The sequence below is a fragment of the Dyella japonica A8 genome (assembly GCF_000725385.1).
GTDB classification, from domain to species: Bacteria; Pseudomonadota; Gammaproteobacteria; order Xanthomonadales; family Rhodanobacteraceae; genus Dyella; species Dyella japonica_C.
This window is the reverse complement of the sequence record NZ_CP008884.1, coordinates 3,650,119-3,676,516: the sequence shown is the minus strand read 5'-3', so window position 1 is coordinate 3,676,516 and position 26,398 is coordinate 3,650,119. Positions and strand designations below refer to the sequence as shown.

The window sequence follows — 26,398 nt, the reverse complement described above, 5'->3', positions numbered from 1 at the left end:
TGTTAGGGTGATGCCTTTGCCGGAGATTCCCGATGCCAGCTCTTGACCGTGCTCTTTCCGTATGCCGCGTAGCCGTGCTCGCCCTGGTGCTTGGCGCCGTGCCGCTGGTACATGCACAGGTGACCCCGCCGGGCCTGCCGCAGGCGGACAAGCAGCAGATCAAGCAGTACACGCTCAATGACGATGTGTTCGGCCGACTCGCGGCGGCGACCCGTGAAGCGCGCGCCGCCGGCATTCCGCCGCAGGCCGCGCCCGACGCCACCAAGGTGCACAGCCTGAACGACCTGGCCAATCAGGCCATGGCGGCCGATCCGCGCATTCCGGCGCTGGTCAAGAAATACGGCTTCACCCCGCGCGAATTCATGCTGGCCAACATTGCGCTGATGAACGCGATCATGGCGTTGCAGGCGCGCAACGATCAGGCGCTGTCGGGCAACCTCAACCAGACCTGGGTGAATGCGGACAACATCCGCTTTGTCGAATCCCACCAGGCGGAAGTGCAGGCTCTACTGCGCGGGCAGTGATGGTGGGGCGTGCCTGGAGCCTGTCCGCGATCTCGTTCCAGTCTCAAGTTTCCTCACCGTCATTCCCGCGGAAGCGGGAATCCAGCGCCTTTATGCTTTGAGCACAACGGGAAAAGGCACTGGATTCCCGCTTTCGCGGGAATGACGGTGAGGGAGTGCGGAGTGCCAGGGCAAGATTTTGAACAGGCCCTAAGATCGTAAACAGGCTCTCAGTAGCTCACCGCCACGATCACAAAGCGCGTGCGCCCACCGGGCAACTCGGCATCGAATTCGTCGTCGACGTGCTTCTTCAACGCCGCACGGGCCAGTGGCGAGTCGATGCTGATCCAGCCTTGCCGTGCGTCGGTTTCGTCCGGACCCACGATGCGGTAGAGCACACTTTCACCGGAATCGACGTTCTCCAGTTCGATGCTCGCTCCAAAGAACACCGTGTCGCGATTGGCCGGCGCGCCCTCCGCCACCTTGAGGGAGGGAATGCGTTTGCTCAGGTAGCGTACGCGGCGGTCGATTTCGCCGAGCTGCTTCTTGCGGTAGGTGTACTCCGCGTTTTCCGAGCGATCGCCTTCGGCCGCAGCGGCGGCCAGCGCCTTCACCACTTCCGGGCGCAGCGTATGCCAGAGATGGTCGAGTTCGGATTTCAGCTTCTCGAAGCCGTCACGGGTGATGATGGCGGTGGACGAGGGCGAAGGTGGGCGCCAGCGGCTCATGTGCGGGTGAATCCATTGCTTGGTGCGTGTGGCGGATTCTAGCCGGCTTGTCGCCAAGGTGATGACGGGCATCCATCCACTCCCGTCGTCACTTTCCAGGTGCGCCGACGTTGGTGCCACGTCAACAGGGGAAACGGCTAGTCGACGGCGGATGCGTGCGTTGTGCCGCCAGCCTGTTGCATCCGTGATGCAAGCGCCACCAGGGTAGGGTGCAACGGGTGGTTGGGCCATGCGGCGGCGAGCTTGCCGAGCAATACGGCAGCCTCGGCGCGCTGGCCAAGCCGGTCGGCCATCTGGTTGGCGGCCAGCAGCCCAACACGCGGGCAGTCGGATGACCGGGGCCACCGGGCCAGGTAACCCCGGCAAAGCTTCAGTGAGAGTCGGGTCATGCCGGCGCGGGAGGCATGTTCGGCCAGGGCTGCGGCGCTGTCGGGGGCATCCGGCAAAAAGGCCGGGTCGATGTCCACGCACTCCTGCGTCAAGGCGAGCGCACGGCGCGTATCGCCCTGCATCATCAGTGCCGCGATCCAGAGGTGGCCATGTTCGATCAGGCCATCGGTCAGCCCTTCCTTGCGCAACAGCTCGCGATACGCCTGGTGCAGCGACGCCGGCGCACTGCGCCCCTGCATGCGCTCGACCAGCATGCGGATGGCGGCACGCCGGTCGACCTTGGCCATCTCCCGTACGCGGGTAAGCAGGTGCTCGTCCTCATCCTGGCCGCTCTCGCGCGCCAGCGTTTCCGCCTCCGGCTCAAGATCGAACTGCTCATGGCGCTGGTGGATCATGGCGCCCATCAGGTGCAGGTTGAAGATGATCAGGTAGGTGTACGCAAAGGCGAACAACGGCAGCGACAGCCAGAAAGGCAGCCACGACAGGCTCGGCGACGGCAGCACCATGAGGCCGCCGATGACCACGTTGAGAATTACGGGAATGAAGTAGCCGGCGCCGAGCCGGCCGATGATGCTCTGCCAGTTCAGTGGATTGAGCGCGACCAACGGATTGCCGTCGAACGCCAGCGACATGTCGATGGCGGGCAGGGTCAGCGCGAATAGCAGGATCAGCGGCCAGAACATAGCGGGGTAGAACGTTGTGCTCGCGGCGCAGGCGATGATCACCGCCATGTGCACTACGGTGAGCCAGTGGCCTGCCGCGGGGTTCTCCTCCACTCCGACGTCGGGTGGATCGGCGAAGCCGTTCGCCGTATGCATCATGCAGGCGGCGGCATAGCGCCAGGTGGCCGTCCACAGCACGAAGGCGAACAGCACGCCGACGTAGGCGGGGATCAACACCAGGCACTGGCCCAGCGCCAGCACTGCGCAGATGGCGAGCCCGCCGCCGCGCAACGGGTAGGTGAGGCCCGCCACGAGGCGTTCGGCGAGGGGCGTATCAGCGGGGACGGTGTGGACGCGTGGCATGAAGGGCGCTCTGCCTTCCGGGGGCGGGAGGTGTTGGCACAGTGAGGGTCAGCGCTTGCCGCCGAAGATGCTGCCAAGCACGCCGCGCACGATCTGTTGGCCCAGCCGTGAACCGACAGCGCGGCTCGCGGACTTGGCCATGGCCTCGATCATGCCCTGGCGACGGCTGGTGCCGAGCAGGGCATCGCGCACGGCATCGGTCCACCCCGGCCCTTCCTGTGTGGGCGCACCGCCAGAAGCGGGTTTGCCGATGGCCTGTGGATCGGCCGCTTTGTCCGAGGCCCGTCTGGCGAGGATCTCGGCCGCCGATTCACGGTTGATCGCGGTGTCGTATTTGCCGCCCACAGGCGAGCGCTGCCGTACCGTGGCACGTTCGGCCTCGGTGATCGCGCCGATGCGGGCGGTGGGCGTGGTCACCATCACGCGTTCGACCGGGGAGGGCACGCCACCATCGCGCAGCGTCGAGGCCAGCGCTTCACCCACGCCCAGTTGGGTGATCGCTTCGCCTACGTTGATCCTGGGATTCGCCACGAAGGTTTCGGCCGCGGCCTTCACCGCCTTCTGGTCGCGTGGCGTAAACGCGCGCAAGGCATGCTGCACGCGGTTGCCGAGCTGGCCGAGGATGTTGCCGGGCACGTCGTCTGGATTCTGCGAGCAGAAATACACGCCCACGCCCTTGGAGCGGATCAGGCGCACCACCTGCTCCACACGCTGCAGCAGCGCGGGCGGGGCGTCGTCGAACAACAGGTGTGCCTCGTCGAAGAAGAACACCAGCTTGGGTTGATCCAGGTCACCGACTTCCGGCAGCTGCTCGAACAGTTCCGAGAGCAGCCACAGCAGGAAGGTGGAATACAGGCGCGGCTTGAGGATGAGCTGATCGGCGGCCAGCACATTGATCACACCGCGCCCGCTCATGTCCTGCCGCATCAAATCAGAAAGTTCCAGCGCCGGCTCGCCGAAGAATTGGTCGGCGCCGTCCGATTCCAGCTTGAGCACGGCGCGCTGGATCGCCGCGATGCTCTGCGTGCTGATCAGGCCATAGTGGGCGGAAATATCCTTGGCGTTCTCGCTGGCGAAGCCGAGCATGGCGCGCAGGTCGGCCAGGTCGAGCAGGAGCCAGCCCTGGTCGTCGGCCACCTTGAAAATCACCTCGAGCACGCCTTCCTGCGTGTCGTTGAGTTCGAGGATGCGGCCGAGCAGGGTGGGGCCCATCTCGCTGATGGTGGCGCGTACCGGGTGGCCGAGCTTGCCGTAGATGTCCCAGAAGATCACCGGGTTCGCCTGCGGCTTCCAGTCGGTGAGACCGAGCTTGGCCAGGCGTGCCTTGAGCTTGTCGCCGGGGTCGCCGGCGGGCATCGACAGGCCGGCCAGGTCGCCCTTGGCGTCGGCGAGGAAGCAGGGTACACCCAGCTTCGAGAAGCCTTCGGCCAGCACCATCAGCGACACCGATTTACCGGTACCCGTAGCGCCCGCGATCATGCCGTGGCGATTGCCGTAACGCGGATCGAGGCTGACGCCGGTGCTGTCGTTGCGGCCGATAAGAATCTCAGTCATGGCGTTCCGTCCTTAGGGTGCCCCGTGATTGTAGCCACGCGTCAGGTTCTTGCGCCTTTACCTGAGCGTGAAGGCATGCACGAGCCAAATACGGTGGTTTTTCGGTTGAGTCGGCATGGCCGCGCGCAGTAAGGTCGCCCTTTCGGCCCGACAGTGAAGTCGTTCATGGTTTTTCCTGCTTTTTCCCGTTCGTTGCGCATGCTGCCGCTGGCCGGTGCGCTGTTGTTGCTGGCCGCCTGTTCGAGCGGAGGCGGTACGAAGCCCGCCGCGACGCCCCAGGCCAGCCAGCTGTATGGGCAGCTTGACCGCGCCAGCAAGGGCTACGAGACGGCACTGGCGCAGGCACGCGCCGGCAATGCACAGGCTTCGCAGCAAACGCTGAATACGTCGCTGGATCAGCTGCAGCATGCCTCGGCGCTTTGCCCTTCGACGCCGGGCTGCGATCCCCAACGGTTTTTCGCCGTGTTCGATCGCCTGTTGCGCCTGAAGGACGGCAACTTCGATTTCGGTGACGACCTCAGTGCCATGGGCAACGACCTGCCGGAAGGCAGCGAAGCCGGCAAGACCGGCGCGGCGAGCCTGCCGGAAGCGCAGCGCAGCGTCACCCTACTGCGCGGCCAGCAGCTGTCGCAGCTGATCGCCATGAACGGTCCGGTCAAGGCCGCGCTGGAGATGTGGCTGACGCAGTGGCGTGGCAACCTGATGGACGCCTACGTCAACTACCAGTTCCTGCGTTACCAGATGTGGCCCGAGTACCAGAAGCAGGATCTGCCCGAGGCGCTGCTGTTCGGCATCATGGCCAAGGAATCGGGCGGCAAGGTGCACGCGGTCTCGCGTTCCGGCGCGGCGGGCCCGTTGCAGTTCATGTACGCCACGGGCCTGCGCTTTGGCCTGAACACCGAGGACGGTTTCGACTCGCGCTTCGATCCGGCTGAATCCGCCCGCGCCAACGCGGAGTACATGGACGAGCAGCTCAAGGCATTCAACAACAACCTCGAGGTTTCGCTGGCCGCCTACAACGGCGGCGAAGGGCGCATGCGCCGCCTGGTCGGCGACAACACCTCGGTGAGCCTGTACGACCCCACCATCTACAACCAGCTTTCGCAGGAAACACGCGACTACGTGCCCTCCGTGCTGGCGGCGGCCTGGCTGTTCCTGCACCCGGAGAGCTACAACCTGCGCTTCCCGCATGTGGATGGCGCGCCGGGCAATATCGTGCTGAAGCGGCCGGCCTCGCTGACCGAGCTGACCGTATGCCTGGGTTCCGCCGCGGGCATGCAGGACGGCTGGTTCCGCACGCTGCGCAACCTCAACCCGCGCCTCGACCCACAGGCGTCGCAGCCGGCCGGTGCGCGCATCATGGTGCCCAAGGTGCTGGAGAAGCCGTACCAGGCGCGCTGCACCGATGGCCCGTGGCCGATCCTGGCGAACGACCTGCATACGGCCGTGCTGCCCATCGTGCCGTCGTCGCCGCCCCCGCCGCCGGCATCGTCCCCGCGCAGTTCCAGCGTGTCGAAGACGCGCAGCTATGTGGTCAGGCGCGGCGACACGCTCACCAGCATCGTCAACAAGGTGGGCTGTTCGTCCGTGCAGGAGGTGTCGGAGATGAACGAGCTCAGGCATCACCAGATCAAGCCGGGGCAGACGCTCAAGCTGCCGACCTGCCGCTGATCCGCCGACACCGGCGGCACGTACCGCGAATATGAAAACGCCGCCCTGGAGGCGGCGTTTTTTTGGAATGGTCGCGTTGCCTCAGGCGAGCGCCGGGGCCTGTGCCCACTGGCGCACGGGATCGGCGCGATGGTCTTCCTTGAGTTCGCGCAGCACGCGCATCAGTCCGCGATGATGCGGCTTGATGCTCGGGTGCGGCGTGTTCTTGGTTTCGTGGTACGCCACGGCCAGCCACAGCGCGATGCCGCGCATGGCGACCTCGGCGTTGTCCGAGCGGGCGCGGGCGAAACCGATATCGGTGCCCTGGCCCCACGGCAGGTAGCGCTCTTCCGGCGGCGTGCCGTACAGGTGCGGAAAGTCGCAGCGCGATGCCGAGCCGATTTCGCGCAATGCCATGGTGCCCAGGCGTGCCCGGCTGCGCTTGGGCAAGGCGTGGATCTGGCGCTCGATCTCGCTGAGTTGTTTGCCGAGCTGGCGTCCGCGGTTCATGGCGATGAGTCGGGTGACGATGCGCATGGCTGTCCTGGGTCTGCCCTGGGAATGGCGTTCGCGCAGGGCGTCGCCGGGCGTGGAGCATAGCCGCGCCCGGCACGGGTGATGCGCCAATAAGGTCACAAAACGACGCGGCGCGTCACCTTGCGCGTCAAATATTTGACGCGCGAACGGTCAGCCCTTGAGCTGCAGGCCGAGCCGCTGGCCGACCAGCACGGGCTGCTGCGGGGCGAGCGCATCCAGTTCCGCCATGCCGTCAGGGACCAGCACGATCACGGTGGAGCCCATGTTGAAGCGAGCCATCTCGGCAAAGCGCTCCAGCGTGATGTCCTGCCCGGCGAAGGACTTGCGACGGATTGAGGGGGCGTACGGCGGAATCACCAGGCCATCCCACACGGTCGCCACGCTGGACACCAGGATGGCGCCGACCAGCACCACCACGAACGGGCCGTGTTCGCCTTCGAAGTGGCAGACCAGCCGCTCGTTGCGCGCGAACAGGCGCGGAATGGCCTCCACCGCGAACGGCGCCACGCTGAAGATGCGGCCGGGCACGTGCACGGTTTCCTTCAGCGTGCCCTTGAGGGGCATGTGGACGCGGTGATAGTCGCGGGGCGACAGGTAGATGGTGGCGAAACGGCCGTTGCGATATGGCTCGGCGCTGGCCTCGTCGCCCAGCAGTTCCGCGGCGGTGTACTCCTGGCCCTTGGCCTGGAAGATGCGCCCTTCGACGATCTTGCCCAACTGGCTGATCTTGCCGTCGGCGGGCGAGATCAGGGCCTTGGGGTCGGCATCCGCGTGGCGCGCGTCCGGCCGCAGCTTGCGGGTGAAAAACGCATTGAAGTGCTGGTAGGCCAGCGGATCAGGCTGGGCCGCCTCGGCCATGTTGACCTGATAGTTGCGCACGATGGTGCTGATCAGGAAGTTTTTCCACGGCTTGAAGGTCCAGCGCGTGGCCCAGTAGACCACCCGCGACAGGGCACGGTGGGGCAGGATGTATTGCAGGAGTACGTTGAAGGTCATCCAGCAAGTATGAACGAAGCGCGCGCCGATTACGCCCTGCGCCGCAGCGGGAGCCTTCGCGGGGCGTGCGGGGTTGCACCGGCTATACTCTGCGCCCCTTTGAGATGCTCCCAGTGCCCGCCGTGACCCACGAACTCGCTTCCATCATCGACTTCATCCGCTACGGCGCCAGCCGTTTCTCGGCGGCCGGGCTCACTTTCGGGCACAGCCACGACAACCCCATCGACGAAGCCACCCACCTGGTGCTGGCCAGCCTGCACCTGCCGCCGGACATTCCGCCGGCCTACGGCGCGGGTCGCCTTACCACCGAGGAGCGCGAGCGCGTGCTGGCCTTGATCGAGCGTCGCGTCAACGAACGCCTGCCGGTGGCCTACCTGGTCGGCGAAACCTGGTTCGCGGGCCTGAAGTTCAAGAGCGACCGCCGTGCCCTGGTGCCGCGCTCGCCGATCGCCGAGCTGATCGAGTCGGGCTTCCAGCCGTGGCTGGATCATCGCCACGTCGAGCGCGCGCTGGACCTGTGCACGGGCTCGGGTTGCATCGGCATCGCCATGGCTGAGTACAACCCGGACTGGCAGGTCGACATCGTCGACATCAGCGATGACGCCTTGTCGCTGGCACGCGAAAACATCGCGTTCCAGCACGTGGAAGGCCGCGTCGAGGCAGTCAAGTCGGATCTGTTCAATGGCCTCAAGGGCCGTCGCTACGACCTTATTGTGTCGAACCCGCCCTACGTCACCGAGGACGAATACGCCGCGCTGCCGGGCGAATACAGCCACGAGCCGAAGCTTGGCCTGACCTCGGGCGAAGATGGCCTGGACATCTGCGTGCGCATGCTCGACGAAGCCGCCGACTACCTCACTGAGGACGGCCTGCTCATCGTGGAAGTGGGCGAGAGCGAGCGTCAGCTGGTCGAGTTGCTGCCGGAAGTTCCGTTCGTGTGGATCGAGTTCAAGGTAGGCGCGATGGGCGTGTTTGCGCTGGAGCGCCGCGACCTGATCGAGCATGCCGGGGCAATCCGGGCCGCAGCCGAGGCTCGCAAGGGTCGTTGATCCCATGCAGCTGTCGACGGAGCGGCTCTGGTTCGACGGCCTGCGGGAAAGCGACGCGGTGGTGCTGTTCGCCTATCGCGCCGACCCCGAGGTGTCGCGCTACCAGGGCTGGCGTCCGGAGACGCTCGACGAGGCAAAGGGTTTCATCCGCAACCAATCCACGCTTGCTGGGCCGGCGCCGGGCGAATGGTTCCAGCGCGCCATCCGTCGCATCGACGATGGCAGCCTGATCGGCGATCTCGGTGTCTGCCTTTCCGGGGACAAACAGGCGGAATTCGGCATCACGCTGGCGCCCTCGGCGCAGGGAATGGGCTTTGCGCGCGAGGCCCTGGGCGGGTTGTTCCGTGAGCTGTTCGGACGCCTGGGCGTCCATCGCGTGCATGCCTCGGTCGACCCGCGCAATGCATCCAGCATGGCTTTGCTGGGGGCGGTCGGCATGCGTCAGGAAGCGCATTTTCGCGAAAGCCTGCGATGCCGGGGCGAGTGGGTCGACGACGCCGTTTTCGCCATGCTGGCGCGGGAGTGGTACGAAACGCACGCAAAGGGCGCAGGATTTGCTGCGTCGCGGTAAGCTGTGGGGATTACCCCGCAGACGACTCGCGACTCGTGTCCAGCAACTCCTTCGGCAAACTCTTCACCGTCACCACGTTTGGCGAGAGCCATGGCCCGGCCATTGGCTGCGTGATCGACGGCTGCCCGCCGGGCCTGCCCATTGCCCAGGAAGAGTTCCGCGCCGACCTCGATCGCCGTGCGACCGGCAAGAGCCGCCACACGTCGCAGCGTCGCGAGGCGGATGAGGTGGAGATCCTCTCCGGCGTCTACGAGGGCAAGACCACGGGCACGCCCATCGCGCTGCTGATCCGCAACACCGACCAGCGCAGCAAGGATTACGGCGACATCGCCCAGACCTTCCGTCCGGGGCATGCCGACTACACCTATTGGCAGAAATACGGCATCCGCGATCCGCGCGGCGGCGGGCGCTCGTCGGCGCGCGAAACCACCATGCGCGTGGCGGCGGCGGTGATCGCCAAGAAATGGCTGGCCGAACGCTACGGCGTGCACGTGCGCGGCTATCTCGCGCAGATCGGCGAGGTCACGCCGGGCTCGTTCGACTGGAGTGTGGTCGAGCAGAACCCGTTCTTCTGGCCGGACGCGCACGAAGTGTCCACGTTGGAGTCGTACATGGACGCGCTGCGCAAGTCGGGCGATTCCGTGGGTGCGCGCGTCAACGTGGTGGCCGATGGCGTGCCGCCGGGCTGGGGCGAGCCCATCTACGGCAAGCTCGACGGCGACCTTGCCTCCGCGCTGATGTCGATCAACGCCGTGAAGGGCGTGGAGATCGGCGACGGCTTCGGCGTCGTGGGGCAGCATGGCAGCCAGCATCGCGACGAGATGTCGATGGACGGCTTTGCGTCCAATCACGCGGGCGGCATCCTGGGCGGCATCAGCACGGGGCAGGCCGTGGTGGCTTCCATTGCGTTGAAACCGACCTCCAGCATCCTGATTCCCGGCCACACCGTGAACCAGGCCGGCGAGCCGGTGGACGTGGTGACCAAGGGCCGCCACGACCCCTGCGTCGGCATCCGCGCCACGCCCATCGCCGAGGCGATGGTCGCGCTTGTCCTGATGGATCACGCCCTCCGCCATCGCGCCCAGTGCGGCGATGTGGGAGAGGTGGCTCCCCGCATTCCCTGAATACGCTGGTCCGCTTGCGGGCTGGCATGGCACGAAGAAGTACAGCTTGATGACAGCCAAACCGAAAGTCTGGGTCGCCCGCCCCCTGTTTCCCGACGTGCTGGCCCGCCTTGCCGAGCACGTTGAGGTGGATGCCGAGGCCGTGGAGCGTCGCCATACGGCGGACGAACTCAGGCGCAAGCTGGCCGGGGTGGACGCCGCGGTGGTGGGCCTGGCCGATCGCATCGATGAGGCCGTGCTGGAGGGGCATACCCGCCTGAAGGTGGTCGCCAACCTCGGCGTGGGCTTCAACAACCTCGATCTGGACGCGTTGACGCGCCACGGCATCCTCGCCAGCAACACGCCTGATGTGCTTACCGAGAGCGTGGCGGACTTCGCCTGGGCGCTGATGCTGGCGGCGGCACGGCGCGTCGGGGCCTCAGAGCGCTGGCTGCGGGCAGGGCAGTGGCCGGGCAGCCACATGCGCTTCGACGACTGGCTGGGCCTGGACGTCCACGGCCGCACGCTGGGCATCCTGGGCATGGGACGCATCGGGCAGGGCATCGCCCGCCGCGCGGCCGGCTTCGACATGAATGTGCTGTACCACAACCGCTCGCGCCTGCCTGAGATGGTGGAGCGCGAATGCAAGGCCACGCTGGTGGACAAGGCCGAGCTGCTGCGCCGGTCCGATTTCCTTGTGCTGGTGCTGCCGTTCACGCCGGAGAACCGCCATGCCATCGGCGCGCCGGAGCTGGCCCGGATGAAGCCCTCCGCCGTGCTGGTGAACGTCGCGCGCGGCGGCATCGTGGATGACGCCGCGCTGGCAGCGGCCCTGCGCGAAGGCCGGCTGGGGGCGGCAGGGCTGGACGTGTTCGAGGGTGAGCCGCAGGTTCATCCGGAGCTGCTTATGCTCGACAACGTGGTGCTGTGCCCCCACATTGCCAGCGCCAGCGAAGAAACCCGCCGTGCCATGGCCAACCTGGCGGTGGACAATGTGCTGGCGGCGCTGGGTTTTGGCGAGATGGCGGGAAAACCGCCGACAGCCCTCAATCCGGCGGTTTTGACGCACAGGGCCGCACATAAAGCGTGATGTCATTCACGCCCATGCGTGTCGCAGGTTGTTTTAAGCGCCGCCCCGGCTAGATTTCCGCAGATGCGGAGGCCGGAGCGGTTTTCCCACTCCTCCTACCTGATAACGGGACATGAGCAAGAAGAGCAGCTACAAGGTGGCAATGGTCGGCGCAACAGGCGCCGTGGGTGAAACCCTGCTGGCCATCCTGGCCGAGCGTGAATTCCCCGTCAGCGAGCTGGTGCCGCTGGCGAGCGAGCGCTCGGCGGGAGAGAAAATCACCTTTGGCGGCAAACAGGTCACCGTTAAAAACCTGGCCGACTACGACTTCAGCGGCGTCGACATCGCGTTCTTCTCGGCCGGCGGTTCGGTCAGTCGTGAGCATGCACCGCGCGCTGCCGCGGCCGGTGCCGTGGTGATCGACAACACCTCGGAGTTCCGCTACCAGGACGACATCCCCCTGGTGGTGAGCGAGGTGAACCCGCACGCCATTGCCCACTACACCACGCGCGGCATCATCGCCAACCCGAACTGCTCCACCATGCAGATGCTGGTGGCGCTGGCGCCCATCCACCGTGCGGTGGGCATCGAGCGCATCAACGTGGCGACCTATCAGTCCGTGTCCGGCGCGGGCCGCAGCGGCATGGAGGAACTGGGCAAGCAGACCGCCGCGCTGCTCGGCTTCCAGGACGTGGAAACCAAGAAATTCCCCAAGCAGATCGCGTTCAACGTGATCCCGCACATCGACGACTTCCAGCCCAACGGCTACACCAAGGAAGAAATGAAGATGGTGTGGGAGACGCGCAAGATTTTCGAAGACCCGACCATCCAGGTGAACCCCACCGCGGTGCGCGTGCCGGTGTTCTACGGCCACTCCGAGGCCGTGCACATCGAGACGCGCGACAAGATCACCGCCGAGCAGGCGCGCGGCCTGCTGGAAAAGGCCGAGGGCGTGGTGGTGGTCGACGATCGCAAGCCGGGCGGCTACCCGACCCCGGTGAGCGAGGCCGCCGGCCAGGATCCGGTGTTCGTGGGCCGCATCCGCGAGGACATCTCGCACGAGCATGGCCTGGACATGTGGATCGTCTCGGACAACATCCGCAAGGGCGCGGCGCTCAACGCCGTTCAAATCGCTGAACTTCTCATCGAGGATTATCTGTAATGAAGCATGTGCTGACCGGGTTGGTGATGTGTGCATTGGTGTTCGCGGTACCTGCCCGGGCGGCACAGCCGTCGACCACGCCTGCGCCCCAGCCCGACGACCAGAAACAGGTCGCCCAGGCCATCGAGAAGCAGCAGGCGAACGTGAAGCAGCTGCAGGGCGATGTCGCGCGGGAGGAGGGCAAGTCCCACGACGCCGATGCCAAGCTCAAGGCCAAGGACCAGGCCATCGCCGAGCTCCAGGCCCAGCTGAAGGCCCTGAACGGCGGGGCGCAGCCGGCCGCTCATTGATGCAGGCGGCACGCCGGAGGCCGGTTGAGGGTCTTCCGGCGGTGTCGTCCCACGAGAAGAAGCGCCAGCAAGGTGCTGTAAATACTGATCAACGCTATTGTTGATTGGCTTGTATCTAACTAAAGTGACGCCTCGTCGCGAGTGCTGCGGTCTTTGAGCGCGCCGAAAAAAAACGTCACGGGGTCGTTCGGGGGAAAACACGATGAATCGTTCGTTGAAGCTGTCGATACTGCTGGCGCTTGCCCTCGGCAGCAGCCAGGCAGCGGCGCTGGAGTTGGGCCAGATCCAGGTGAAATCTGCCCTTGGGCAGCCGCTGCTGGCCGAAATTCCGATCAACCCCGATAGCGCCGCCGAGCTGCAGAACCTCACTGCGCGACTGGCTTCCTCCGAGGATGCCGCCCAGGCCGGCGTCGCCGCCGGCCCCACGGTTCCCCTGCAGTTTGCGGTGGTGGACGGTGCCAACGGCAAGAAGGTGATCCGCATCACCAGCGCGGCGCCGGTCAACGACCCGTATCTGGACCTGCTGGTTGAGGTGAACAATGCGTCGGGCAAGAGCCTGCGCGAGTTCACCATCCTGCTCGATCCGCCCGGCAGCGCCGTCAGCAGCGTGCCGGCCACCCGTGCGCCGACGCAGTCGGCCGGCAAGTCGTCCCGGCGCGCCGCCGCGACGCCACCCGTTGCGTCCAGCAGCGAATCGGCCGCCGCACCGGCACCCGCCCCGGAAGCCAAACCCAAGCCGGCGCCCGCCCCGCGCGTGGCCGCCAACGGCAGCTACACGGTGGAGCGTGGCCAGACCCTTTCGGCCATCGCACACGAGACCGCGCCCGCTGGCGTGGACATGAACCAAATGCTGCTTGCCCTGAAGGCGGGCAATCCGGACGCGTTCTACCGCGACAACATCAACGCCCTGAAGAGCGGCGCGGTGCTGCGCGTGCCGTCCAAGGAAGACGCCCTGGCAGTGGCCGCTGCTGCGGCCCTGGCCCAAGTGCGCCAGCAGAACAGCGACTGGCGCTCGGGCGCCGCCCGCACGCCGACCACCGTTGCCGATGCCGGTACGCGTGCCAACGCCTCCTCGGCGCCCGCCGCGGCGGCTGGCGCGGGCGACCACCTGGCCCTGGTGCCGGCGAAGGAAGGGTCCGACAACGCCGCCGGCCACGGTGGCAAGGGTGACAAGGCCGCCGCCGAAAAGGGCATGGTGGCACTGCACCAGGACCTGCTGCGCAGCCAGGAGGCCCTGACGTCGCTGACCAAGCAGGGCGACGAACTGAAGTCGCGCCTGAAGGATCTGGAAGACATCAACGGCAAGAACGAGCGTCTGCTGTCGCTCAAGGACAGCGAGATCGCCGAGCTCCAGCACAAGCTGGCCGACGCACGCAAGGCCACCGGTCAGCCGGTGCCCGCCGCTACGGCCGCAGCCGCAGCCGCGCCTGCCAAGGCAGCCTCGGCCAAGCCCGCCGCGGCGGAGGCCGTGGTCAAGGCCAGTGAGCAGCCCGCCGCTGCCGGCAGCGCGCCGTCCACCGCCGCCGCGCCGGCTTCGGCCAGCAGCGCCCCGGCCCATGCCAGTTCGGCACCGGTGGCGGCTGCCGCCAAGCCGGTGCCGGCCAAGCCCGCCGCCAAGCAGGCTCCGGTGGCCGAGGAAGAGCCTTGGTACATGCAGCCCTGGGCATGGGGCGCCGGTGCCGGCGTCGTCCTGCTCGGCCTGGTGGCTGCCCTGCGCGGCCGCAGTCGCAAGAGCGCGGCCCCGGCCGCGGTGGGCGCATCCTCGCTGGCCGACCGCTTCGGCACCGTCGCGCCAGGTGGTGCCGACGGCACGGACCATGACCAGGAAGAATTGCTGGATCAGCTCGCCGAACACCCGGACGACATCGGCCTGCACCTGGAGCTGGTGAGCCTTTACTACAGCCGCCGCGACGTTGACCACTTCGAGGCAGCGGCGGAAGCCATGCATGCCCACATCACCGATCCGCAGCAGCCGGAGTGGGTGGACGTGATGCACATGGGCGAAGACCTGGTGCCGGAGCATCCGCTGTTCGCCCACGCCATCCCGTCGATGCGCGCGCATGCGGAAGACGAGCACGAGGCGCTCGACCATTTCGACCTGGGCAGCTATGCCAAGGAACGGGACCACGACGACATCCCGCCCATCCCGGCTGTCCCGTCGCCGCACGCGCCGAAGGTCAGCGGTTATCACTTCGATTTCGACCTGACGCCGCGTCCGGCCCAGGCCACCGCCGGCACCCCGGCGACGGCGGGCCACGACGAGGTGGTGGAAGAGCACAACGGCCACACGCCGACCTGGCACTTCGCGGACCTGGAAGGCAGTGAGTCGGAGGACGAAACGGTGGTGCGTGCCACCCATGGTCAGCAGCATGATTTCGCGCACGAAGCCATCGATGGCGACCTGAGTCATGAGCTTGGCCACGACCTCGGCGGCCAGTTCAGCGATGACCCGGTCGACACCAAGCTCGACCTGGCACGTGCCTACCTCGACATGGGCGATCCGGACGGCGCGCAGGCCATGCTGGAAGAAGTCATGCACGAGGGCACGCAGATGCAGAAGGACGTGGCCAAGCGCCTGCTCGACAGCATCCGCTGACGCCACGGTTCCCGGTAACACCATAGACGGGCCGGCCTTTGCCGGCCCGTCTGCGTTTGGGCCTGTTAACCTTTACGCCTCTTTTGGCTTTATTCCTGGATGTCATGCGGATCGCCCTGGGTATCGAGTACGACGGCACCGAATTCTCCGGCTGGCAGCGGCTGACCCACGGAGAGACCGTACAGGGCGCGCTGGAGCGTGCGCTGTCGTTCGTTGCCGCCCACCCGGTGGAAGTGACCTGCGCCGGTCGCACCGATGCCGGTGTGCACGGGCGCTGCCAGGTGGTGCACTTCGACACCGAGGTGCAGCGCGACATGCGTAGCTGGGTGCTGGGCGCGTGCTCCAACTTGCCTGCCACGGTGGCCGTGTTGTGGGCGCAGCCGGTGGAGCCGACGTTTCACGCGCGCTTCTCCGCGCGCAGCCGACGCTATCGCTACCGCATCCTCAACCGGCAAGTGCGCGCGGCGCTGGAGGCGCGTTACGTCACCTGGGAGCGTCTGCCGCTCGACGCCGTGCGCATGCACGAGGCAGCGCAGGCGCTGGTTGGCGAACATGACTTCAGCGCATTCCGAGCGATCTCCTGCCAGGCCGCCCATGCGCGTCGCCAGGTGCTCGCCGTGAGCGTGCGCCGGGAGGACGAACAAGTGATCATCGAGATCGAGGCCAACGCCTTCCTGCATCACATGGTGCGCAACATCGTCGGATCGTTGCTGCCGATCGGCCGTGGCGAGCAGCCGGTCACGTGGATGCGTGAGCTGCTGGAAGGGCGCAATCGTGAAGTGGCAGGACCGACCGCGCCCGCATCGGGCCTGACCTTCCTCGGGCCGCGTTACGAAACGATGTGGCAACTGCCCGCCGAGGTGAGCCAATGACACGCATCAAATGCTGCGGCATGACCCGCGTCGAGGATGCAGAGCTCGCTGCGAAGCTGGGCGCGGATGCCATTGGCGTAGTGCTTACCGCACGCAGCAAGCGGCGCGTTTCCATCGAGCAGGCGCAGGCGATCGTGCAGGCGATGCCGCCGTTCGTCACCACGGTCGCGTTGTTTATGGACGATGACGCGGCGTTCGTGCGCGAGGCCGTCGATGCGATCGAGCCGGACCTGCTGCAGTTCCACGGTGCTGAAACGGATGACTGGTGTGCTCAGTTCGGGCATCGCTATCTCAAGGCCATCGCCATGGGCGAGGGCGTGGCGGCGCTGCCCAGCCTGCGCCAGTATCCCGGTGCTTCGGGCCTGCTGCTCGATGGCCACGGCCTGGGTGAGGCGGGCGGCAGTGGCAAGGCGTTCGACTGGTCGTTGATGCCCCATGATCTGACGCAGCCGCTGATTCTCGCGGGTGGCCTGACGCACGCCAACGTGGGTGATGCCGTGCGCGTCGCCCGGCCCTGGGGCGTGGATGTCGCCAGTGGCATCGAGGCATCGCCGGGCATCAAGGATCCCCTGAAACTGGCGGAGTTCATTCGCGCCGTTCGCGAAGCGGACGCGTTGCTTCAGACAAACTCTGTTGCCTCCCGGTAACGGTGTATGCCAAGCCCGCGTTTTCCACAGCGAATGTGGATGCACGCTGGAAAACGCTGTGGATAGGTCACTTATCTATCTGACGGCAAAGACATCGCGACGCGTTGATGCGTGAATGTGCAGGGTGTCGCCGTCGCGCACAGGGTGCGCTCCCACAACGACGCGATCCCTCTACTGTAGGAGCGCACTTGTGCGCGACTGGCCTCCATCGCTGCAGCACCGCTCATGTTTTCCACAGCGAATGTGGATGCATGCTGGAAAACGCTGTGGATAGATCACTTATCTATCTGACGGCAAAGACATCGCGACGCATTGATGCGTGAATGCGCAGCACGTCGCCGTCGCGCACAGGGTGCGCTCCCACAACGACGCGATCCCGACTGTAGGAGCGCACTTGTGCGCGACTGGCCTCCATCGCTGCAGCACCGCTCATGTTTTCCACAGCGAATGTGGATGCACGCTGGAAAACGCTGTGGATAGGTCACTTATCTATCTGACGGGAAAGTCATCGCGACGCGTTGATGCCTGAATGTGCAGGGTGTCGCCGTCGCGCACAGGGTGCGCTCCCACAACGACGCGATCCCTACTGTAGGAGCGCACTTGTGCGCGACCGGCCTCCATCGCTGCAGCACCTCGCATCTTTTCCACAGCGAATGTGGATGCACGCTGGAAAACGCTGTGGATAGAGAGCCTATCTGTCTGATGCGAAAGACATGGCGACGTGCTGGCGCGCGATTGCGCAATCCATGATGGTGATGCAGCGGGTGTTCGTCATCCGCGCGAACCCGGCTACTGGCGATCGGCGAAGGCCGCCTTCAACCATTCAGCGAGCGGTTCCGCCCGGACATCGGAGATTCGCGCGGGCGTGGCCAATACCCACTGGGCACGGATGGCCTGGAAGCCCCATGGAGCGATGAGCCGGCCCGAGGCCAGGTCGTCTGCGACCAGCGGCTCGGGGGCGATGGCGACGCCACGGCCAGCCACGGCCGCTTCGATCATGTGATAAAGGTGCGGATAGCCTTGCCCTGGCTTCAGCCGCTTCGCCGGCAGTTCGATGCTTTCAGCCCAGCTCGACCATGCGTCGGGCCGGGAAAGCGTATGCAGCAGGGCCTGCTCATAGAGCGCTTGCGGGCGGCTGCGCACCAGCCGGTGCGCCTTGGCGAAGTCGGGGCTGGCGACCGGGCCGACGCGCTCGTGGGCCAGCGGATACACCCGCCATCCCGGTGGCCACGGCGGTTCGCCCGCCATGACCGCGGCATCGAGGCCGGTCAGCGATTCGTCGAAGCCGGTTTCCTGTGGGCGCAGGTGCAGGTCCAGGTCCGGCAGCTCGTCCATCAGGCGTTCCAGGCGAGGAATCATCCAGCGGGCGAGCAGGCTGACCGGGCAACCCAGCACGAACGGCGCGTTCGTCGCGCCCGAGCGCACCGCGTCACAGGTGTCGCGCAACTGCGCGAAGGCGGTGGTGCTGGTGTCGCGCAGGCGCTGGCCGGCTGGGGTGAGCACCAGGCCGCGTCCCTGGCGCTGGAACAGCGCCGTGCGCAGGTCTTCCTCCAGTGCACGGATATGACGGCTGATGGCGCCGTGGGTCACGTGCAACTCGGTGGCGGCGCGGCTCACGCTGCCCAGACGGGCGGCGGCCTCGAAGGCGAGCAGGGCATTCAGCGATGGCAACGCACGGGGCATGGCACGTGTGAGTTTTCCTGACGGATGGCTTCCATCATATCGCTTTTTACCGCCAGCGCTTTGGGGTAGGTTGGGCGGTATTCTCCTGTGACTTTCCCGACGCCCCATGAGCAAGATCGATTTCAGCGCCTACCCCGACGAGCACGGGCGCTTTGGCAATTACGGCGGCACCTACGTGGCCGAAACCCTCATGGCGCCACTGGCCGAGCTGACCGAGGCCTACCTGCGCCTGCGCAAGGATCCCGACTTCATCGCCGAGCTGGACCGCGACCTGCAGTACTACGTGGGCCGCCCCAGCCCGGTGTACTACGCCGAGCACCTGAGCCGGCACGTCGGCGGCGCGCGCATCCTGCTCAAGCGCGAGGACCTGAACCATACCGGCGCGCACAAGATCAACAACACCATCGGCCAGGCGCTGGTCGCCCGCCGCATGGGCAAGCCGCGCGTCATCGCGGAGACCGGCGCGGGCCAGCATGGCGTGGCCAGTGCCACGGTGGCGGCGCGCTTCGGCCTCAAGTGCGTGGTCTACATGGGCGCGGTGGACATCGAGCGGCAGAAGATCAACGTCTACCGCATGAAGCTGCTTGGCGCCGAGGTGGTGCCGGTGACGTCGGGCTCCAAGACGCTCAAGGACGCGCTCAACGAAGCGATGCGCGACTGGGTCACCAACGTGGCCGACACCTTCTACATCATCGGCACCGTGGCCGGTCCGCATCCGTATCCGCTGATGGTGCGCGACTTCAATGCCATCGTCGGTCGCGAGGCGCGCGCGCAGGTACTGGAGCAATTCGGGCGCTTGCCGGACGTGATCACCGCCTGCGTGGGCGGTGGCTCCAACGCCATCGGTCTGTTCCATGCCTTCCTCAATGACGAGGGCGTGCGTGTGGTGGGTGCGGAGGCGGCGGGCGAGGGCATCGCCACCGGGCATCACGCGGCTTCGCTGGCGGCGGGGCGCCCGGGCGTGCTGCACGGCAACCGCACCTATGTGCTATGCGACGACAACGGGCAGATCACTGAAACACACTCCGTTTCCGCGGGCCTCGACTATCCGGGCGTGGGGCCGGAGCATGCCTTCCTGAAGGACGCCGGCCGCGCCGAATACGTCGGCGTCACCGACGACGAAGCACTGGAAGCCTTCCACCTGCTGGCGCGCACCGAAGGCATTCTTGCCGCCCTGGAATCCAGCCACGCCGTAGCGCAGGCCATCAAGCTGGCGCGCGAGTACCCGAAGGACGGACTGGTGCTGTGCAACCTGTCCGGTCGTGGTGACAAGGACGTGCACACCATTGCCGCCCGCGAAGGAGTGCAGGTATGAGCCGCATTGACCGCCGATTTGCCGCTTTGAAGGCGGCTGGCCGCACGGGCCTCATCCCGTTCGTTACGGCGGGTGATCCGTCGCCGACGCACGCGGTGGCGCTGATGCACGCGCTGGTGGATGCCGGGGCCGACGTGATCGAACTGGGCGTGCCGTTCTCCGATCCCATGGCCGATGGCCCGGTGATCCAGTACGCCAGCGAGCGCGCCATCGCGAAAGGCGTGGGCCTGGGCGAGGTGCTTGGCTGGGTCGCGCAATTCCGTCAACGCGATGCCGATACCCCGGTAGTCCTGATGGGTTACCTCAATCCGGTGGAAATCCACGGCTACGAACGCTTCGCCAGCGAGGCCGTCGAGGCCGGCGTGGATGGCGTGCTGGTGGTGGATTGCCCGCTGGAGGAATCGGCCGTGCTGGCGCCGTTGCGCCAGGCGGGCCTGCAACAGATCCTGCTGGCCGCGCCCACCACCGCACCCCACCGTATGGTGCAGTTGTGCGGGTCGGCCGAGGGTTTCCTGTACTATGTCTCGTTCGCCGGCATCACGGGCGCGGCACGATTGAGCACCAGCGACATCGCCGCCCGCGTGGCCGATATCCGGTCGAAGTCGAAAGCGCCGGTGGCCGTGGGCTTTGGCGTGCGCGACGCGCAGTCGGCGAAGGCCATTGCCGGCTTCGCGGATGCGGTGGTGATCGGCAGTGCGCTGGTGGAGCGCCTGGCTAGTGCGGAAGGTGTCGAAGACATCACCGCGCGGGCCAAGGAATTTTTGGCGCCGATCCGCGCCGCGCTGGATGCGCATTGAGGACACGCTGCGTTTATGACGCGGCGTCGCGTCATGAACGTTTGAGGTGTTGCGATGAACTGGCTCCAGAAAATCATGACCCCCCGTGCCCGCACGGAAGCCGCCGGCAACGCTGGCAAGGGCAAGGTGCCCGAAGGTGTGTGGGAGAAGTGCAATGGCTGCGGCACGGTGCTGTACCGTCCGGAGCTGGAGCGCAACCTGATGGTTTGCCCCAAGTGCGGACATCACCACGCCATCGATGCGCGTGCGCGTCTGGATGCCCTGTTGGATCCGGGTTCCGCACAGGAGCTGTGGGCCAGCATGGAGCCGAACGACCCGCTCAAGTTCCGTGATTCCAAGAAGTACCGCGACCGCGTCATCGCGGCGCAGAAATCCACCGGCGAGAAGGATGCGCTGGTGGCGATGAGCGGTCGCCTCAAGGGCCGTCCGCTCATGGCCGTGGCCTTCGATTTCTCGTTCATGGCCGGCTCGATGGGCTCGGTGGTGGGAGAGAAGTTCACCCGCGCCGCCGAACGTGCATTGGCCGACCGCAGCGCGCTGGTGTGCTTTTCGGCCTCCGGTGGCGCCCGCATGCAGGAGTCGCTGTTCTCGTTGATGCAGATGGCCAAGACCTCGGCAGCACTGGCGCGTTTGCGTGATGCTGGCGTGCCGTACATCAGCGTGCTCACGGACCCGACCACCGGTGGCGTGACGGCGAGCCTGGGCATGCTGGGTGACATCAACGTCGCCGAGCCGAAGGCGCTGATCGGCTTCGCCGGTCCGCGCGTGATCGCGCAGACCGTGCGCGAGACCCTGCCTGAAGGCTTCCAGCGTTCGGAGTTCCTGGTGGAGCACGGCGCCGTCGACCTTATCGTCGATCGCCGCGAAATGCGCGACAAGCTGGCGGACCTGCTCGGCATCCTGATGAAGGCGCCACGCGTGGCCTGATGGTTCGTGCATCGCCGATGTCCAGAAAACAGCGCCCTCGGGCGCTGTTTTTTTATGCGCGAGTTCTCCACAGCGAATGTGGATGCGCGCGGGAGAAGCCTGTGGATAGGTGCGCTACGTCGCTGACGCCAAAGGATGAGTGACGCGTTGGCGCACAAACGTGCAGCGCGAGGTGAGCTTGCGTCGCGCACAGGGTGCGCTCCCACCGCGCGATCGTCATTCCTGTGGGAGCGCACCCTGTGCGCGACTGACGTGCGAAACGGCATCACGTTTTCCACAGCGAATGTGGATGCGCGCGGGAGAATCCTAATGTGGATGCGCGCGGGAGAATCCTGTGGACAGATGCGCTATGTCGCTGACCTCAAAGGCATGGCGACGCGTTGGCGCGCAAACGTGCAGCGCGGGGCGAGCCTGCATCGCGCACAGGGTGCGCTCCCATAGGGCGATCGTGTTTGCTGTGGGAGCGCACCCTGTGCGCGACTGACGTGCGAAACGACATCACGTTTTCCACAGCGAATGTGGATGCGTGCGGGAGAAGCCTGTGGATAGGTGCGCTATGTCGCTGACGTCAAAGGCATGGCGACGCGTTGGCGTGCAAATGTGCAGCGCGAGGCGAGCCTGCATCGCGCACAGGGTGCGCTCCCACCGCGCGATCGTGTTTCCTGTGGGAGCGCACCCTGTGCGCGACTGACGTGCGAAACGGCATCACGTTTTCCACAGCTCATGTGGACGCCACCTGCATAAGCCTGTGGAAAACCACCCAAGGCCTCTTTGCCGACAACCACTTGTCACGCGGTGGTCACTATTTGATCAGTCACCGGATGTTTTCCACAGCGAATGTGGATGCGCACGGGAGAAGCCTGTGGATAGGTGGGCTATCTCACTGATGTCAAAGCGATGACGACATCGTGGCGCGCAAATGCACAGCCTCGGCGGGCCGTGAGTCGTGCAGGATGCCTTTCACCGTTGAGAAGAAGGCTCAGGCCAGCAGCGAGTGGAACGGCAACAGCCACAGAGACAGGGCACCCAGCGCGCTGCCGATGACGGTGGCGGCAATGACATCGCTCGGGTAGTGCAAACCGAGGATCACACGCGAGGCGCCCACCAGCACGGTGAAGGTGAGCAGCAGCGGCGCGAGCAGCGGATACCAGGCAAGCGCCACGACGGTGAAGCTCACCGCCTGCAGCGTGTGGCCCGAGGGAAAGCTGAATTCGTCCAGCGGCGGCACATGCGCGATCACGCCGGGGCAGGCGCGGAAGGGGCGCGGGCGCCGTGTCCAGCGCTTGAGCAGGCGATAGAGCAGCAGGGCGGCCAGGCCGGTGATGGCCATCTGCGAGGCCGCCAGCAAGCCGCGGCGGCCGTCGACCAGGGCGAGCACTGCCATCAGCGAATACCAGAACACCCCATCGCCCAGTCGGCTGATGATGCCGAAGAACACGCCAACGGCGCGGCGCGTGCCCCAGCGGTTGGCGGCGACGCACATGCGCCGATCAATGGCGAAGCGGGGGCCATGAGCACGCTCCATCAGCTCAGGCGTGTGCAGCGGTGGCATGGTGTTCATGCGCATTCTCCTGGGCCAGTTCACGCAACAGGTGTTCGAACTCTTTGATGACCGCGTCGGGCGAGAGGTTGGCGATGCTCGCGTGCGCGGCGCGCCCCATGTGCCGGATCAGGCTGGCGTTGGAGGCCAGCATCACGGCGGATTCAATGAAGTTCCTTTCGTTGCCTGCGTCGATGCGATAGCCGTTGTGGCCCGTATGCAGGTGTTCGCGCGCTGCGCCCTCTTCGTAGGCCACCACGGGCAGGCCGGAGGCGAGCGCTTCCAGGATCACATTGCCGAAGGTCTCGCTCAGGCTCGGGAACGGAAACAGATCGGCGCTGGCGTAGTGCTGGGCCAGTGCCTCGCCGCGCTGCATGCCGGCGAAGATGAAATCGGGATTGGCTTCCTGCAGCGCGGCGCGAGCCGGGCCATCGCCCACCCACACGTACTTGGCCTTGGGCACCTGCTGCTGCACGGCACGGAAGGTGCGTACGGCCAGGTCTAGGTTTTTTTCCGGCGCGATGCGGCCGACATACAGGACCACGGGCGTGTTGCCATCCACGCCCCAGGCCGTGCGCAACGCGGTGTTGCGATGGCGCGGATGGAACAGCTGCGTATCGACCGCACGGCGCAGCAGTCGCGCCGTATCCACGCCGAGCGCGGTGAGCTCGCCAGCCAGCGCGTCGGTCGGCACCAGGGTGGCTTTCGCGCGGCGGTGGAAGTTGCGCAGATAGTTGCGCACCACCGGGGTGAGGAAACCCACGCCGTAGTGGTCGGCATAGGTATCGAAGCGGGTGTGGAAGCCCGTGGCAGTGGGAATGCCCAGCCGCTTGGCCGTGCGCACGGCGGACCAGCCTAGCGGGCCTTCCGTCGCCACGTAGATCGCATCCGGTCGCAGGCGCGTCCAGCGCTCCCGCAGTGTGCTGCCTGCAGGCAGGCCGAAGCGCAGGCCTGGATAGCGGGGAAGGGAGGCGCCGCGCACCTCGAGGGTGGCGATGCCGGGCTCGTCCTGGAACGGCTGCCGCTGGCGGGGACGGATCAGGTCGACCGTGTGGCCCTGCAAGGCGAGCCCGGCGGCGAGGCTGTGCACGGTCAGTGCCACGCCGTTGATTTCGGGTGGATACGTTTCGCTGACGATGCCGATGCGCACTAGGACATACCGTTTGCTGGCCCGGCGCAGGTTCCTCCAAAGGCGTTGCGGGTGCATGGCGTATGTATGACGCCCGCGTGACGGCGGCAGCGGGAGGCTCTTCCCCTGCACGCGCCCGTGGCGTTTTCGCGGGGTACACTCCGGCTACTTGTCACCGCGGAGAAACGTCGATGAAACGCTTTCTGCTTGCTGTTGCTCTGGCCGGCCTGACGGGCGCGGCCGTGGCTGCGGATGCCCCGGGATTACCCGTGACGAAGGCGCCCGCGGGTGCCGAGGTCTATATCATCTCGCCCCGGGACGGGGCCATCGTCGGCACGGAAGTCACCGTGCAGTTTGGCCTGAAGGGCATGGGCGTGGCGCCCGCGGGCGTGAAGAAGGAAGGTACCGGCCACCACCACCTGCTGGTGGACGTGAAGGAACTGCCGGCGGCCGGGCAGCCCATCCCGAAGGACGAGCAGCACCTCCACTTCGGCAACGGCCAGACCGAAACCACGCTGAAGCTGGCGCCGGGCAAGCACACGCTGCAGTTGGAGCTGGCGGACGAAAACCACATCCCGTTCGACCCGGCGGTGGTGTCCAAGCCCGTCACCATCACGGTCAAGTAACGGGCTGAGGTTGACCCCTTGTCCTCGCCGGGGCGGGGAGAAGGATCATCGACGCTCCCAGGCATACCCGGGCGGCTGGCTGTTGTCGCCGCGCCGGGATGCCGGCGAGCCGGTCAGATCGGCTAAAATTCCGCTTTTCGTCTTTCAGGACAGCCGCGTCCCATGACCGTCCGCACTCGTTTTGCCCCCAGTCCCACCGGTTTCCTGCACATTGGCGGTGCCCGCACGGCGCTGTACTGCTGGCTGGAGGCTCGTCGCCGCGGCGGCGAGTTCGTGCTGCGCATCGAGGATACCGACCGCGAGCGCTCCACCGAGGAGGCCGTGCAGGCCATCCTGGACGGCATGAACTGGCTGGGCCTGCGTCACGACGAAGGCCCCGTCTATCAGACCGCGCGCCTGGAGCGTTACAAGCAGGTAGCCGACGAGTTGCTGAAGGCCGGCCTTGCCTATTACGCCTACGAGTCGAAGGACGAGATCGAGGCCATGCGCAACGAGGCGATGGCCAAGGGCGAGAAGCCCCGCTACAACGGCTATTACCGCGACCGCAACGAGCCGTACCGCGACGATCCGAACCGTGTCATGCGCTTCAAGAACCCGCTGGAAGGCTCGGTGGTGTTCGAGGACAAGGTGAAGGGTCGTATCGAATGGGCCAACGCCGAGCTCGACGACCTGGTGATCTTCCGTTCCGACGGCTGGCCGACCTACAACTTCGCCGTGGTGGTGGACGACATCGACATGGGCATCACCGAGGTGATCCGCGGCGATGACCACGTGAACAACACGCCGCGTCAGATCAACATCTACAAGGCGCTCGGCAAGCCGGTGCCGGAGTTCGCGCACCTGCCGATGATCCTCGGCCCCGATGGCCAGAAGCTCAGCAAGCGCCACGGCGCAGTGAGCGTCATGCAATACCGCGACGACGGCTTCCTGCCGCACGCGCTGCTCAACTACCTCGTGCGCCTGGGCTGGTCGCATGGTGACCAGGAAATCTTCTCCGAAGAAGAGATGATCCGCCTGTTCGACGTGGCCGACGTCAACAAGGCGGCCTCGCGCTTCGACGTCACCAAGCTGTCGTGGCTCAACCAGCATTACCTGAAGACGGAAGAGCCCGCGTCCATTGCGCCGGAATTCGAGTGGCACCTCGCGCAGGCGGGCATCGACTTCAGCAAGGGACCGAACCCCGCTGACGTCATCGTCGCGCTGCGCGACCGCGTGCAGACGCTGAAGGAAATGGCCGAGCGCGCGAAGATCTGGTACGGCCCGATCACCGAGTGGGATGACAAGGCTGTCGCCAAGCATCTGCAGAACGACAGCGCCGTTGCCGTGCTCGAGGCGGCGAAGGGTTTGCTGGTTGATGTCGAGTGGAAGCCGGAGCCGATCCACGGCGTGATCGAGCAGGTGGCTGCGAAGCTTGAACTGGGCATGGGCAAGATTGCGCAGCCGCTGCGCGTGGCGATGACGGGGACGCAGGTGTCGCCGTCGATTGATCACACGATTTATCTGGCGGGGCGCGAGGAAGCGCTCAAGCGTATTGATGATGCGGTGGCGCGGGCGAAGGGGTGAGGCCCGTCCTTGGTCGTTAGGTGGCGTACTCGCGGTTTTTTTCTTGCTGCTCCGGGGAGTGGGGTGGGGCGAGGGG

General features: G+C 66.1%; 24 protein-coding genes. 16 read left to right on the top strand and 8 right to left on the bottom strand.

Annotated elements, in window-relative coordinates; genetic code table 11:
* The first annotated feature begins 32 nt into the window (after positions 1–32).
* Positions 33–524: a hypothetical protein gene (locus HY57_RS15370; protein WP_144240840.1), complete on the top strand. Its 492-nt coding sequence runs from the start codon at positions 33–35 to the stop codon at positions 522–524.
* 209 nt (positions 525–733) lie between these two features.
* Here the strand turns inward: HY57_RS15370 and greB are convergent, their stop codons facing one another.
* The 3 genes from greB to HY57_RS15355 all read right to left on the bottom strand — a co-directional run bounded on the left by greB (position 734) and on the right by HY57_RS15355 (position 4,200).
* On the bottom strand, positions 734–1,231 hold the full coding sequence (gene greB / locus HY57_RS15365; protein WP_019464177.1) for a transcription elongation factor GreB: 498 nt from the start codon (positions 1,229–1,231) through the stop codon (positions 734–736).
* 137 nt (positions 1,232–1,368) lie between these two features.
* The gene (locus tag HY57_RS15360) at positions 1,369–2,646 is read right to left on the bottom strand and encodes a hypothetical protein (RefSeq protein ID WP_019464178.1); all 1,278 of its coding nucleotides are present in this window, start codon (positions 2,644–2,646) and stop codon (positions 1,369–1,371) included.
* A 48-nt stretch (positions 2,647–2,694) separates the two neighbouring features.
* Entirely contained in the window at positions 2,695–4,200 is a 1,506-nt protein-coding gene (locus HY57_RS15355; protein ID WP_019464179.1) for a helicase HerA-like domain-containing protein, read from the bottom strand.
* A gap of 165 nt (positions 4,201–4,365) precedes the next feature.
* On the opposite strand from HY57_RS15355, the gene HY57_RS15350 reads away from it, so the two are divergent.
* Positions 4,366–5,871 carry a transglycosylase SLT domain-containing protein gene (locus HY57_RS15350; RefSeq protein WP_019464180.1) on the top strand — a complete coding sequence of 502 codons (1,506 nt, stop codon included), beginning with the start codon at positions 4,366–4,368 and terminating at the stop codon, positions 5,869–5,871.
* Positions 5,872–5,952: 81 nt separating this feature from the next.
* Here HY57_RS15350 and HY57_RS15345 read toward each other — a convergent pair whose 3' ends face one another.
* On the bottom strand, positions 5,953–6,387 hold the full coding sequence (locus HY57_RS15345) for a hypothetical protein (RefSeq protein WP_019464181.1): 435 nt from the start codon (positions 6,385–6,387) through the stop codon (positions 5,953–5,955).
* A 150-nt stretch (positions 6,388–6,537) separates the two neighbouring features.
* Entirely contained in the window at positions 6,538–7,383 is an 846-nt protein-coding gene (asd, locus tag HY57_RS15340; RefSeq protein ID WP_019464182.1) for an archaetidylserine decarboxylase, read from the bottom strand.
* Positions 7,384–7,487: 104 nt separating this feature from the next.
* Between asd and prmB the strand changes: the two genes are divergently transcribed.
* The 9 genes from prmB (at position 7,488) to HY57_RS15295 (ending at position 16,742) form a co-directional block, all read left to right on the top strand.
* The gene (prmB, locus tag HY57_RS15335; RefSeq protein WP_192813436.1) at positions 7,488–8,432 is read left to right on the top strand and encodes a 50S ribosomal protein L3 N(5)-glutamine methyltransferase; all 945 of its coding nucleotides are present in this window, start codon (positions 7,488–7,490) and stop codon (positions 8,430–8,432) included.
* Complete coding sequence (locus HY57_RS15330; RefSeq protein ID WP_318024217.1) at positions 8,386–9,003, top strand: GNAT family N-acetyltransferase; 618 nt, start codon at positions 8,386–8,388, stop codon at positions 9,001–9,003. The genes prmB and HY57_RS15330 overlap by 47 nt, the downstream gene beginning before the upstream one ends.
* Before the next feature lie 35 nt (positions 9,004–9,038).
* On the top strand, positions 9,039–10,127 hold the full coding sequence (gene aroC / locus HY57_RS15325; RefSeq protein WP_019464185.1) for a chorismate synthase: 1,089 nt from the start codon (positions 9,039–9,041) through the stop codon (positions 10,125–10,127).
* Between the two features lie 49 nt (positions 10,128–10,176).
* On the top strand, positions 10,177–11,196 hold the full coding sequence (locus HY57_RS15320; protein WP_019464186.1) for a 2-hydroxyacid dehydrogenase: 1,020 nt from the start codon (positions 10,177–10,179) through the stop codon (positions 11,194–11,196).
* A gap of 112 nt (positions 11,197–11,308) precedes the next feature.
* A complete protein-coding gene (locus HY57_RS15315) occupies positions 11,309–12,337 on the top strand; it encodes an aspartate-semialdehyde dehydrogenase (protein ID WP_019464187.1) in 1,029 nt (342 codons plus the stop codon).
* On the top strand, positions 12,337–12,627 hold the full coding sequence (locus HY57_RS15310) for a hypothetical protein (protein ID WP_019464188.1): 291 nt from the start codon (positions 12,337–12,339) through the stop codon (positions 12,625–12,627). Before HY57_RS15315 ends, HY57_RS15310 begins: the two co-directional genes overlap by 1 nt.
* A 202-nt stretch (positions 12,628–12,829) precedes the next feature.
* Positions 12,830–15,223: a FimV/HubP family polar landmark protein gene (locus tag HY57_RS15305; protein WP_038579930.1), complete on the top strand. Its 2,394-nt coding sequence runs from the start codon at positions 12,830–12,832 to the stop codon at positions 15,221–15,223.
* Between the two features lie 104 nt (positions 15,224–15,327).
* A complete protein-coding gene (truA, locus tag HY57_RS15300; RefSeq protein ID WP_019463836.1) occupies positions 15,328–16,095 on the top strand; it encodes a tRNA pseudouridine(38-40) synthase TruA in 768 nt (255 codons plus the stop codon).
* Positions 16,092–16,742: a phosphoribosylanthranilate isomerase gene (locus tag HY57_RS15295; RefSeq protein ID WP_019463835.1), complete on the top strand. Its 651-nt coding sequence runs from the start codon at positions 16,092–16,094 to the stop codon at positions 16,740–16,742. Before truA ends, HY57_RS15295 begins: the two co-directional genes overlap by 4 nt.
* Before the next feature lie 789 nt (positions 16,743–17,531).
* Here the strand turns inward: HY57_RS15295 and HY57_RS15290 are convergent.
* The gene (locus HY57_RS15290) at positions 17,532–18,425 is read right to left on the bottom strand and encodes a LysR family transcriptional regulator (protein ID WP_019463834.1); all 894 of its coding nucleotides are present in this window, start codon (positions 18,423–18,425) and stop codon (positions 17,532–17,534) included.
* 106 nt (positions 18,426–18,531) lie between these two features.
* Between HY57_RS15290 and trpB the strand changes: the two genes are divergently transcribed.
* From trpB to accD, 3 genes are read left to right on the top strand one after another with little or no spacing between them, the layout of a single operon-like run.
* Positions 18,532–19,740, top strand: coding sequence for a tryptophan synthase subunit beta (trpB, locus tag HY57_RS15285; protein WP_019463833.1), 1,209 nt, complete (start codon positions 18,532–18,534; stop codon positions 19,738–19,740).
* A complete protein-coding gene (trpA, locus tag HY57_RS15280) occupies positions 19,737–20,537 on the top strand; it encodes a tryptophan synthase subunit alpha (protein ID WP_019463832.1) in 801 nt (266 codons plus the stop codon). The genes trpB and trpA overlap by 4 nt, the downstream gene beginning before the upstream one ends.
* 54 nt (positions 20,538–20,591) lie before the next feature.
* The gene (gene accD, locus HY57_RS15275) at positions 20,592–21,464 is read left to right on the top strand and encodes an acetyl-CoA carboxylase, carboxyltransferase subunit beta (protein ID WP_019463831.1); all 873 of its coding nucleotides are present in this window, start codon (positions 20,592–20,594) and stop codon (positions 21,462–21,464) included.
* A 979-nt stretch (positions 21,465–22,443) separates the two neighbouring features.
* Here the strand turns inward: accD and HY57_RS15270 are convergent.
* A complete protein-coding gene (locus HY57_RS15270; RefSeq protein ID WP_019463830.1) occupies positions 22,444–23,025 on the bottom strand; it encodes a phosphatase PAP2 family protein in 582 nt (193 codons plus the stop codon).
* Entirely contained in the window at positions 22,994–24,154 is a 1,161-nt protein-coding gene (locus HY57_RS15265) for a glycosyltransferase family 4 protein (protein ID WP_019463829.1), read from the bottom strand. The genes HY57_RS15270 and HY57_RS15265 overlap by 32 nt, the downstream gene beginning before the upstream one ends.
* A 170-nt stretch (positions 24,155–24,324) precedes the next feature.
* Between HY57_RS15265 and HY57_RS15260 the strand changes: the two genes are divergently transcribed.
* Positions 24,325–24,759 carry a DUF4399 domain-containing protein gene (locus HY57_RS15260; protein ID WP_019463828.1) on the top strand — a complete coding sequence of 145 codons (435 nt, stop codon included), beginning with the start codon at positions 24,325–24,327 and terminating at the stop codon, positions 24,757–24,759.
* 162 nt (positions 24,760–24,921) lie between these two features.
* Positions 24,922–26,322, top strand: coding sequence for a glutamate--tRNA ligase (gltX, locus tag HY57_RS15255; RefSeq protein ID WP_019463827.1), 1,401 nt, complete (start codon positions 24,922–24,924; stop codon positions 26,320–26,322).
* Positions 26,323–26,398 lie beyond the last annotated feature (76 nt).